7 protein-coding genes and 3 pseudogenes are annotated in these 11,083 nt (G+C 69.6%); 6 read left to right on the top strand and 4 right to left on the bottom strand.

Features of this window, described 5'->3' with window-relative positions; all coding sequences use genetic code 11:
- Positions 1–61 precede the first annotated feature (61 nt).
- Both IXW69_RS05685 and IXW69_RS05680 read left to right on the top strand, forming a co-directional pair.
- Positions 62–718, top strand: a pseudogene (locus IXW69_RS05685) (IS3 family transposase); the annotation flags it as partial.
- Between the two features lie 35 nt (positions 719–753).
- On the top strand, positions 754–1,899 hold the full coding sequence (locus tag IXW69_RS05680) for a glycerol-3-phosphate dehydrogenase/oxidase (RefSeq protein ID WP_228524875.1): 1,146 nt from the start codon (positions 754–756) through the stop codon (positions 1,897–1,899).
- A gap of 243 nt (positions 1,900–2,142) precedes the next feature.
- Here IXW69_RS05680 and IXW69_RS05675 read toward each other — a convergent pair whose 3' ends face one another.
- From IXW69_RS05675 to IXW69_RS05665, 3 genes are read right to left on the bottom strand one after another with little or no spacing between them, the layout of a single operon-like run.
- Positions 2,143–3,528: a Dyp-type peroxidase gene (locus IXW69_RS05675; protein ID WP_194785394.1), complete on the bottom strand. Its 1,386-nt coding sequence runs from the start codon at positions 3,526–3,528 to the stop codon at positions 2,143–2,145.
- Positions 3,528–4,244 carry a hypothetical protein gene (locus IXW69_RS05670; RefSeq protein WP_044496629.1) on the bottom strand — a complete coding sequence of 239 codons (717 nt, stop codon included), beginning with the start codon at positions 4,242–4,244 and terminating at the stop codon, positions 3,528–3,530. The genes IXW69_RS05675 and IXW69_RS05670 overlap by 1 nt, the downstream gene beginning before the upstream one ends.
- Positions 4,245–4,268: 24 nt before the next feature.
- Positions 4,269–5,348 (bottom strand): catalase family protein, encoded by a 1,080-nt coding sequence (locus IXW69_RS05665; RefSeq protein ID WP_194785393.1) that lies wholly within the window; start codon positions 5,346–5,348, stop codon positions 4,269–4,271.
- A 303-nt stretch (positions 5,349–5,651) separates the two neighbouring features.
- Between IXW69_RS05665 and IXW69_RS05660 the strand changes: the two are divergent.
- A pseudogene (locus tag IXW69_RS05660) lies at positions 5,652–6,960 on the top strand (ISL3 family transposase).
- Here IXW69_RS05660 and IXW69_RS05655 read toward each other — a convergent pair.
- On the bottom strand, positions 6,932–7,372 hold the full coding sequence (locus tag IXW69_RS05655; RefSeq protein ID WP_228524873.1) for an ArsR/SmtB family transcription factor: 441 nt from the start codon (positions 7,370–7,372) through the stop codon (positions 6,932–6,934). The pseudogene IXW69_RS05660 and the gene IXW69_RS05655 sit on opposite strands and share 29 nt — an antisense overlap.
- 38 nt (positions 7,373–7,410) lie before the next feature.
- Here IXW69_RS05655 and IXW69_RS05650 point away from each other — a divergent pair, with 38 nt between their 5' ends.
- From IXW69_RS05650 to IXW69_RS05640, 3 genes and pseudogenes are all read left to right on the top strand, one after another.
- Positions 7,411–7,656: a hypothetical protein gene (locus IXW69_RS05650; protein WP_036317959.1), complete on the top strand. Its 246-nt coding sequence runs from the start codon at positions 7,411–7,413 to the stop codon at positions 7,654–7,656.
- A 116-nt stretch (positions 7,657–7,772) separates the two neighbouring features.
- Positions 7,773–9,680: a heavy metal translocating P-type ATPase gene (locus IXW69_RS05645; RefSeq protein ID WP_194785392.1), complete on the top strand. Its 1,908-nt coding sequence runs from the start codon at positions 7,773–7,775 to the stop codon at positions 9,678–9,680.
- Between the two features lie 88 nt (positions 9,681–9,768).
- Positions 9,769–11,077 (top strand): annotated as a pseudogene (locus IXW69_RS05640) (ISL3 family transposase).
- Positions 11,078–11,083 lie beyond the last annotated feature (6 nt).

The following is an 11,083-nucleotide window of genomic DNA, read 5'->3' as shown; positions in this document are numbered from 1 at the left end:
CCCTACCCCGGCACCGACGCGCCGGCCCTGCGCACACCCCGCCTACACCCCCGTCTGGGAAGAGCCGGTAAACCACAAGCGCGTCGCCAGGGTGATGCGGCTGCAAGGAATCCGGGGCTATGTGAAGAAGCGGCGGGTGCGGACCACGATCCCCGAACCGTCTGGCCAGAAGTACCCCGACCTGCTCAAGCGCGACTTCACCGCCCCGGCGCCAGGGCTGCGCTACGTCGGCGACATCACCTATCTGCCGATCGCCGACGGCACGAACCTCTACCTGGCGACCGTGATCGACTGCTACTCCCGTCGGCTTGTCGGGTGGGCCATCGCTGACCACATGCGTACCGAGCTCGTCGAGGACGCGTTGAAGGCCGCCGCCGCAACCCGGGGCACCCTCAAGGGCAGCGTATTTCACAGCGACCACGGGTCGGTTTACTGCTCGAAGGACTACGCCAAGCTCTGTCGCAAGCTCGGCGTCACCCAGTCCATGGGCGCCGTCGGGTCCAGCGCGGACAACGCGTTGGCCGAGTCGTTCAACGCCACCATGAAGCGCGAGGTTCTCCAAGACGCCGCCTGCTGGAGCAACGAACTGGTCTGCCGCCGGCAGGTCTTCAGGTGGCTCGTCCGCTACAACACCAAGCGACGCCATTCGTGGTGCCGCTACGTCCCGCCGGTCCTCTACGAGACCGGCAACACCGCTACGCTGCCGACGGCTGCGTAATCACACCCCGTGTCCAAGATCCGGGGGTAGGGCCCTTGCGCGGTGCCGTCTACTACACCGACGGTCAGCTCGAGGACGACGCCCGCCTCGTGATCGCGCTGGCCCGCACCGCAGCGGCGCACGGCGCGGACGTCCTCACCCGGTGCGCCGCGACCGACCTGCGTGAGGACCGACTCACCCTCACGGACGAGACGACGGGCGAGAGCGTCGAGGCTCGGGGCACGGTCGTCTCGGCGACCGGCGTGTGGGCCGGTGAACACGACCCGTCGTTGCGGATCTCGCCGAGCCGCGGATCCCACCTGGTCGTGCGGGCCGAGGCGCTCGGGTGTCCCAGCGCCGTGTTCACCGCGCCGGTGCCGGGTCACTTCGGCCGGTTCGTGTTCGCTCTGCCACAGAGCGACGGCCTCGTGCTCGTCGGCCTCACCGACGACGCCGCTCCCGGGGTCGACGGCATCGCTCCGCCGGTGCCGGAATCCGACGAGGACTTCCTCCTCGCCACGATCAACCGCGCGCTGGAGCGCCCCCTGACCAGGCAGGACGTGGTGGGCCGGTTCGCCGGGCTGCGGCCGTTAGTGCTGCCGACTCCGTCGGGCGGGTCGACGGGAGGGACGAAGAGGCGGATCGGGAGGCACGGGTTCGGGGAGAGGCGCGAGCACGGCGCGTCGGGGGATCTGTCGGAGGGCGCGGAGCGCGCACTCGTCGAGGCGGGCGCGACCGCCGACGTGTCCCGACGGCACCTGCTCATCGACGAACCTGGCCGGCCCCTGACGATCGCCGGGGGCAAGCTCACGACCTATCGCACGATGGCCGAGGACGCCGTGGACGCCGCCTGCCGTCGTCTCGGGACGGACCGGGAGTGCCGGACGAGGACGCTCCCGCTCGTGGGCGCGGCGCCGCGGGAGGTGCTGGCCCGTCTCGAGAAACCGACCCGTCTCGTGCGCCGTTACGGCACCGAGGCCGGTCGTGTCGCGGAGTTGGGCCGTCGGTACCCCCGGTTCGCGGGCCCCGTCGCCGAGGGGGTCGCCTACACCGGTGCGGAGATGCTCTTCGGCGTGCTGGCGGAGGGCGCCCTCACGGTGGAGGACCTCGTCGAACGCCGCACCCGCACCTCCTTCGTCGAGTCCGCCGTCCCCGCCGCCCGCGAGGTCGCCGCCCAGGTCCTGGAACTCGCGACCACCTGACCCCGCCCCCCCCGGATGACGTCATCGATGACGTCAAGCGGGGTGAGGAAGGGGGCAGGGGGGGCCATCGACACGGCTGAGCGCGTCGAGCGCGTGCTCGCCCTCGTGAGGTCCGAGGGCGCGGACGGCCCCAGAGCCACGGCGTTCCAAGTCGAGAGGCCCCCTCCCGGGTTGGGAGGGGGCCTCTCGTTCATCGCCGGTGCGGACGACCGGGCGAGCACCGGTCTCGATCCGCCGGCCTGGTCAGCTCTCCCAGCCCGCGTCGGCGATCCAGCGCAGGGCGGTGAGGGAGGGCATGAACATGTATTCGCCGCCGCGGAGGCGGTTGAACGTGGTCACGCCGTCGACGCGCTTGCGGACGGGCCGGTCGGGGATGGTGAACCGGCCCGGTTCCTCGTGGAGTCCGACGACGGGGTCGCGTTCGGTGCCGAGGTCGACGAAGTTGCCGCGGTTGATCCACTCCTGCTGGAGGAACTCGACCGTGTCGTAGGCGCGGGCGCTGATGAAGATGAAGAACAGGCCGCGCTCGGCGTCCTTGTCGTCGGCGGCGGTGAGGTCGGGGTCCCATTCGGGGCCGAACGTCGAGGAGCGGCGGATGATCCGGTGGATGTTCTCGTCCGTGAGGATCGTCAGCTCGCTGCCGCGCGGGTTCATGCGGCGCACGTGCGCCGAGTGGGGGCACATGAGGCCGCGGCGGTCGTCGGAGTAGTCGAAGTCGTCGTTGCGGGACTGATCCATGCCGAGGTCGACGTCGTCCTTCTCGGGGGAGAGGACGAGCGGCGCCCCCGACCGCCACCGGCCGACGAGCTTCGCGCCGAGGGCGTCGCGGGACTCCTGCGTGTCCTCCTCCGCGTGCTCGCGGAGGAAGTCGTTCCAGGCGCCGACACGGCTGTCGTACTTGCGGAGCACGACGAACGAGCCGTTACGACCCAGCACGTCCGGCGAGGGCATGGCGACGGGCGAACCCGTCTCGCTGTCCTCCCCGAGGATGAACTCGCCCGCCGCGATGGCCCGCTCCTGCCCCGGGAGGGCGTCGACGCCGGCGCCCGCGACGAGCGGCTGGCTGAGCGAGTCGTGGTAGCCGAACGGGTTGGCCGCATCCGGCGCCCCGAACGCGTGCGTGCCGAGCAGGGTGACCCCGTCGATCTCCTCCAGGTACCCCAGAGCCTTCTCCACGGCGTCCGCCAGGGACTCCTCCGAGTCGGCGTAGATCGTCACCGCGACGTGCAGGGAGTCGTCCTTGTAGAACTCCTCCCACGTCTCCGGGGCGTTCTCGCCCGTGTCCATGAGCTGGCCCGCGCGGGCCGCCATGCCCTGCCGGAACGGCAGCGGGAAACTCGCGAGGGACTCCTCCGGCAGGCCCATCGCCTTGAGGCCGGCGTGGCTGATCGCCACCCCCGTCCACGCGTGCATGTCCGCGGTCCAGTCCTGCGCCGAGGGGACGTACTCGACGAGCCGCCCCAGCAGGGCACGACCCCCCTCGGGGGTGTCGACCCGCAACCCCGCGTGGATCCCGACGTAGGGCTCGGGCCGCGACCGCAGGATGAGCGACTGGATGTCGTCGAGCTGCAGCGTGACGCTCTCCCGACGGAAACGCTTGCGCAGCTCCCTGAGGTGCTCGAACGGCATCAGTAGTCCACCCCCTGCGGCGTCGCCACCGCGTCCGACAGCGCCGACAGGGCCTCCCGGGTCGTCGCGTCCATCGCGGTGTTCGCCGCCATCGCGTCGAAGAACGTGTCCAGGGCCTGCTCCATGCGCTGGTACCGGCGCACGTCCACGACCGTCACCTGCGGGTTCGCGACGAACCACGCGGCGGCGTCGATCTGGTGGTCGGCGATGAAGTCCTTGACCTTCGGGGAGTCGATCCCCGGCCAGCCCTCGACGTTGGCGAACAACAGGTCCATGAGCTCGGGGATCTTCGTCGCGAAGTCGTCGATGTAGGTGTCCCAGTCGCCGTCGTAGGCCGTGGCGAACAGCACACGCGTGTCGTCGTCGAGGAACACGAACCGCATGTTGTGCAGCGTCGAGACGCGCTTGGCGCCGTCGAAGTCGCCGCCGGTGAGGCCGAAGATGCGGCGCAGCCGGTCGGCGCCGCCGGGCCTGAGGTCGGCGATGGCGGTCAGCTCGGACACGTTGCCGGAGCGGGCACCGGCCCGGCCGGCCGACTCGTACGTGCCCTCGTGGAGCGGGTTCTTGTCGGTGAGCAGGGAGTTGATCGCGATCTGGGAGATCGTCGGCGCGTCGGCCGCGACCTCCTTGACCACGCGGCGGAACTCCTCCATGCGGCTCTCCTCCGAGAGGCGCGGGTCGATGCGGGTCTGTTCGGACGTCAGCTTCTCGTTCATGGGGTCCTCCAAGGGGGTGAGGGGTCAGGCGGTGAGGTCGGCGAGGGAGTCCGGCTCCCGGCGGGCCACGGCGTTGAGGTCGTGCCGCTGCCGCGAGGACGACTCGTAGGCGAGCTTGCGGACGCGCATGATCGAGCCGAGCGGCCGGTGCGCCTCGACTCCGTTCCACGGGTTGAACGCGAGGTGGTCGTCACCGGCGACCCGACGGGCGGGTCCGCCGACGTCCTGCGGGTCGAAACGGACCGTCGCGACCACGCGGAACGGGGACTCGTCCTCGTCCCAGAGCACGGCGGCGTCCTCGACGGGCATGGTCTTCAGGTCGGTGCACAGCTGCGCCCGCAGCTCGTACGTCGCGCCCTTGGTCATGAAGTGGCGGACGACCGCGGTACGCATCGCGTCGAAGTCGTCGCCGACGTCGACGCCGGTGAGCTCGGCGACCTCCCCGGTCGGCGCGAGGGACATCTTGGCGATGTGGTCGCCGTAACGGATCGCGGCCTGGGTGTAGAAGGTCTCACCGAGTATGTGGGAGTAGTCGTTCGCGAGGCCCTGGACGGTCGCGCCGGGGGTGCGACCGAGTTTCTCGGTGATCGAGGCGATGCCCCGGGCGGCGGCGGAGACCGCCTTCTGCGCGGCGGCCGGGTTGCTCGCGTTCTTCTCGAGGATGTCGAGCATGTCCTCGTACTTGGTCACGGTGCCGAACGCGAGCGTCGGGAAGTTCACCATGAGGAAGTCCTGGTTGGCGCCACCGAGCTCGGGGGACAGGCGCGCGCCCTCCACGCCGATGATCTTGAGCGCGAAACCCCGCGGGGCAGGGATCTCGTCGGAGTGGATGTCGCCGGGTGCCGACGAGAGGCGGGCGACGACCTCGTGGGTGCCGGGGGTGGCGAAGATGCCCTGCGCGAGCTCGTGCGGCAGGTCGTTGTGGACGGTGAGTTGCCCGGTGATGATCGCGTGGCTCTTGGCGTGCGCGTCGCGGTGGGCGTGGCGGTGACGGGCGGCGTTCTCCGCCTGGGTGGCGGCCATTCGTTCGACGATTCGCTGGGAGATCTCGGCCTCGTTCTCGACGGGGACCTCGACGTCATCGTGGTAGCGGATGGGGTTCATCGGTACGCCTCCTCGACATCGTGATAACAATATTGTACTGGACTCAATTTGGCTTTTCATCTTTGAGCGTAGTGCTGGGTGTTCACGCCGCGATCGGTCGGGGCGCATAGCCAATGATGCGGCATCTGTAGTTCCGATGGTTGCGGTACCCGCGCCCGACCCTCTTGATCGTCTTGGCGGTCAGGTTCGCCGGCTCTTCACGAACGAGGGTGTAGTCGGTTGAGCGCGTCGGTGGCCGGGTAGGGGTCGAGGTCTCCCGGATGATGGAAGTTCTTCACGCTCGCCATCCCGAAAGACCTCGACGTGCTCCACCCTACTTTCGCGACCCCTGACCTGACCACGTTCTGCCGCCTCGACGAGCTCGGCCTCGTCGCCGTCGGCCAGCTGATCGAGCCGGATCGGGCCACGATCGAATGCCGCGTCGTCGAGGACGACCCGTGGTGTCGGAAGTGCGGTGTCGAGGGCGTGCCACGGGACACGGTGACGCGCCCGCTGGCGCACGAGCCGTTCGGGCACCGGCCGACGACCCTGCTGGTGCGGGTGCGCCGGTACCGGTGCGGACACTGCCGGCGCACGTGGCGGCAGGACATGACGCGGGCAGCGGCGCCGCGTGCGAAGATCTCCCGCGGCGGCCTGGAGTGGGCGCTGCGGGGCATCGTCATCGACCACCTCACCGTCACCCACGTCGCCGCAGGTCTCGGGGTGTCCTGGAGTGCCGCGAACGCCGCCGTCCTCACGGAAGGCAAGCGGCGCCTCATCGACGACCCCGCCCGGTTCGAGGGGGTCACCACGATCGGTGTCGACGAGCACGTCTGGCGACACACCCGATTCGGCGACAAGTACGTCACCGTGATCATCGACCTCACGCCCGCGAGGAACAAGACCGGGCCGGCGAGGCTGCTGGACATGGTCGAGGGCCGCTCCAAGGCGGTGTTCAAGCAGTGGCTCGCGGGCCGCCCGAAGCAGTGGCGCGAAGCGGATCGAGGTGGTCGCGATGGACGGCTTCGCCGGGTTCAAGACCGCTGCCGCCGAGGAACTCCCCGACGCCGTCCCCGTCATGGACCCGTTCCACGTGGTCCGCCTCGCCGGCGACGCGCTGGATGTCTGCCGGCGTCGGGTCCAGCAAGACACCACCGGTCACCGCGGGCTCAAGGGCGACCCGCTCTACAAAGCCCGCCGCACCCTGCACACCGGGGCGAGCCTGCTCACCGACCGGCAGCGGGCACGCCTGGACGCAGTGTTCGCGAGCGAGGAACACGTCGAGGCCGAGGCGACCTGGGGCATCTACCAGCGCATCGTCGCGGCCTACCGGGAGCCCGACAAGAAGAAAGCGAAGGCGATGATGCAAGAGGTGATCGCTGCGATCAGCAGCGGCGTTCCCGCGGCGCTCGTCGAGGTCCGCAAGCTCGGCCGCACCATGAAGCAACGCGCCGCCGACATCCTCGCGTTCTTCGACCGCCCCGGCACCAGCAACGGCCCGACCGAGGCCATCAACGGACGCCTCGAACACCTCCGCGGCTCCGCCCTCGGCTTCCGCAACCTCACCCACTACATCGCCAGGTCGCTGCTCGAAGCCGGAGGGTTCAGACCCGCGCTACACCCTCGTTCGTGAAGAGCCTGAATAGGGTGCGCAGGGCGTCCATCGCCTCCGTGCGGGCCTTGTAGTAGACCCACACGCCGCGCTTGTCGCGGTCGACCAAGCCGGCGTCGTGCAGAACCTTCAGGTGGTGGCTGAGGGTCGACTGCGACAGGTCGAAGCCCTCTGTCAGGTCACACATGGCGCACGCCTCGGCGCCCTCGTGGGACAGGATCATCGACATCAATCGCAGCCGCACCGGATCGGCCAGAGCCTTAAGCGTGCGGGAGACACCTTCGGCCTGCGCCGGGGTGATCGGCTCGCGGGCGAGGGGCGTGCAGTATCCCAACGCGGCGTCACGGGCGGACAGACCAGACATCGACATGGGTACATATTGACATGTATCGAACTCTACGGCAAACTCGGGAACGTAGACTTTGACGTCCATCGAAGTCCGATGTTCCACGAGCTAGAAGGAGATCAACCGTGACCACCCCTACCCAGTTCCTCCGCTCCAAGTACCGCGCCATCGAAGGCGGCTGCGTGACCTGCGCGGGTGACCTCGCCGTCGTGGAGTCCCTGCCCGGGGTCAAGGAGGTCGACGCGCTTGCTTCCGGTCTGGTGCTGGTCACTCACGACGGCACCGTGAGCGATGACGCCGTCGTCGCGGCCGCGAAGAAGTCCGGGCTGCCCCTGGTCGCCGCCGGCCCGGCGCGCCCGGTCCGGGCATGAAGTCACCGGTGGAGGAAGGGAAATAGTCGATGAGTGCTAATGCGAGCACGTCACCACACGTCACGTCCGCTGTCGCGGTTCGGCCTCGCGCCCGCCGCTGGTGGCAGAAGCCCGAGATGGTCACGCTGGCCGTCGCCGCGGTGCTGCTGGTGGCCGGGCTGGTGGTGGAGTGGACCATCCACTCCGAGCCGGTGGCCCTGGCCCTATTCTGGGGCGCGATCCTCATCGGCGGCGTCTACCCATTGCGCAGCGCGATCCGGGCGGTGCGCCACAAACGGCTGACCATCACCGTGCTGCTGGTCGTGGCCGCCATCGGAGCCATCGCGCTTGGGGTGATCGAGGAGGCGGCGATGCTCGTCGTCATCTTCAGCCTCGGTGAGGCGATGGAGGCCTACGCCACCGACAAGGCCCGCGGGTCTATTAGCGCCCTGATGGAGCTCGCACCCCCCACCGCCAACCGACTCAACGATGACGGGGCGACCAAGACCGTGGCGGTGGAGGAACTCCACCCCGGTGACGTCGTCCTGGTGCGTCCCGGTGAGCGCCTACCCACCGACGGCGCTGTGATCCATGGCGCCTCGTGGGTGGACGCCAGCCCGGTGACCGGGGAGTCGGTGCCGGTCGAGGTCACGGCGGGCACCGAGGTCTTCGGCGGCAGCCTCAACGGCAATGGCGTGCTGCGGATCGAGGTCACCAAGGAGTACTACGACACGGTCCTGGCCCGGGTGATCGAGCAGGTCGAGGAGGCCCAGGCCAACCGCAGCGGTGCCGAGCGGTTCGCGGACAAGTTCGGTGCTGTCTACACCCCGGCGATGTTCGCCCTTGCCGTAGCCGTGGCACTAGTGCTGCCGCTGCTCGGCTTCGAGTGGCGCGAGGCGATCTACCGGGCCCTCGTGGTCCTGGTTGTCTCCTGCGCCTGCGCCCTGATCATCTCGGTGCCTGTCAGCGTGGTCACCGCTATCGCCCGGGGCGCCCGCGACGGCATCCTCATCAAGGGCGGCATCTACCTTGAGCGCCTGGCCGACATCAAGGCCGTCGCCTTCGACAAGACCGGCACCCTCACCCGCGGCCGGCCCGATCTCGCTCAAGTAACGCCCCTCGACGGGATCAGCGAGGACGAGGCTCTGACCCTTGCGGCGGCGGTCGAGTCCGAGAGCGAGCACCCCATCGCGACCGCGATCGTGGCCGGTGCCCGTGACCGCGGGTTGACCATCCCGGCCGTCCAGGATGCACGCGCCCTGCCAGGAGCCGGCATGGAAGCCACCCTCGACGGTCGCACCCTGCACATCGGCCGGCCCACCGACGAGGACCGGACTGACGGCACCGCAGGCCCGGCGCTGGCGCACGCCGAGGCGGAAGGATGCACGGCCGTGGTTCTTCGCGACGACACCCGACCCTTGGCCGTCGTGGCGGTGGCCGACCAGCTGCGCCCCGACGCCGAAAGCACCCTCGCCGAGCTGCGCGACCTCGGAGTCGAGCGGGTCCTGATGCTCACCGGCGACAACGCCACCGTCGCCAGGTCCACCGCGCAGGCCCTGGGGCTAGACGACTACCGCGCCGAGTTGCTCCCCGAGGACAAATCCGCCGCAATCCGTGAGCTGCGCGAGAAACACGGCGTGATCGCGATGGTCGGCGACGGCGTCAACGACGCCCCCGCCCTGGCCAACGCCGACCTCGCCATCGCCATGGGTGCCGCCAGCACCGACGTCGCCCTAGAGACCGCCGATGTCGCCCTCATGGCCGACGAGCTCGACCGGCTCCCGGCCGCCATCCGACTATCGCGCCGCGCTCGGAACAACATCAAGATCAACATCGCCCTGAGCCTGACCGTCGTCGCCATCCTGATCGTCGCAGCCCTCGCCGGCTGGATGTCCCTGACCACCGGCCTGCTCCTCAACGAGGGCAGCGCGGCGCTGATCATCCTCAACGGCCTGCGCATGCTCCGCCCGGGCCGTGGCGAAACTAGGCGCGCCCAGGTCGATTTCGGTACCCGCCAAGGTGGCTCTTCACGAACGAGGGTGTAGTCGGTTGAGCGCGTCGGTGGCCGGGTAGGGGTCGAGGTCTCCCGGATGATGGAAGTTCTTCACGCTCGCCATCCCGAAAGACCTCGACGTGCTCCACCCTACTTTCGCGACCCCTGACCTGACCACGTTCTGCCGCCTCGACGAGCTCGGCCTCGTCGCCGTCGGCCAGCTGATCGAGCCGGATCGGGCCACGATCGAATGCCGCGTCGTCGAGGACGACCCGTGGTGTCGGAAGTGCGGTGTCGAGGGCGTGCCACGGGACACGGTGACGCGCCCGCTGGCGCACGAGCCGTTCGGGCACCGGCCGACGACCCTGCTGGTGCGGGTGCGCCGGTACCGGTGCGGACACTGCCGGCGCACGTGGCGGCAGGACATGACGCGGGCAGCGGCGCCGCGTGCGAAGATCTCCCGCGGCGGCCTGGAGTGGGCGCTGCGGGGCATCGTCATCGACCACCTCACCGTCACCCACGTCGCCGCAGGTCTCGGGGTGTCCTGGAGTGCCGCGAACGCCGCCGTCCTCACGGAAGGCAAGCGGCGCCTCATCGACGACCCCGCCCGGTTCGAGGGGGTCACCACGATCGGTGTCGACGAGCACGTCTGGCGACACACCCGATTCGGCGACAAGTACGTCACCGTGATCATCGACCTCACGCCCGCGAGGAACAAGACCGGGCCGGCGAGGCTGCTGGACATGGTCGAGGGCCGCTCCAAGGCGGTGTTCAAGCAGTGGCTCGCGGGCCGCCCGAAGCAGTGGCGCGAAGCGGATCGAGGTGGTCGCGATGGACGGCTTCGCCGGGTTCAAGACCGCTGCCGCCGAGGAACTCCCCGACGCCGTCCCCGTCATGGACCCGTTCCACGTGGTCCGCCTCGCCGGCGACGCGCTGGATGTCTGCCGGCGTCGGGTCCAGCAAGACACCACCGGTCACCGCGGGCTCAAGGGCGACCCGCTCTACAAAGCCCGCCGCACCCTGCACACCGGGGCGAGCCTGCTCACCGACCGGCAGCGGGCACGCCTGGACGCAGTGTTCGCGAGCGAGGAACACGTCGAGGCCGAGGCGACCTGGGGCATCTACCAGCGCATCGTCGCGGCCTACCGGGAGCCCGACAAGAAGAAAGCGAAGGCGATGATGCAAGAGGTGATCGCTGCGATCAGCAGCGGCGTTCCCGCGGCGCTCGTCGAGGTCCGCAAGCTCGGCCGCACCATGAAGCAACGCGCCGCCGACATCCTCGCGTTCTTCGACCGCCCCGGCACCAGCAACGGCCCGACCGAGGCCATCAACGGACGCCTCGAACACCTCCGCGGCTCCGCCCTCGGCTTCCGCAACCTCACCCACTACATCGCCAGGTCGCTGCTCGAAGCCGGAGGGTTCAGACCCGCGCTACACCCTCGTTCGTGAAGAGCC

Origin of the sequence: Actinomyces haliotis, assembly GCF_015355765.1 — a bacterium.
In the GTDB taxonomy this organism is placed as follows: Bacteria; Actinomycetota; Actinomycetes; order Actinomycetales; family Actinomycetaceae; genus Actinomyces; species Actinomyces haliotis.
The sequence above is the reverse complement of the archived record's forward strand: the minus strand, read 5'-3'. Positions and strand labels throughout refer to the sequence as shown.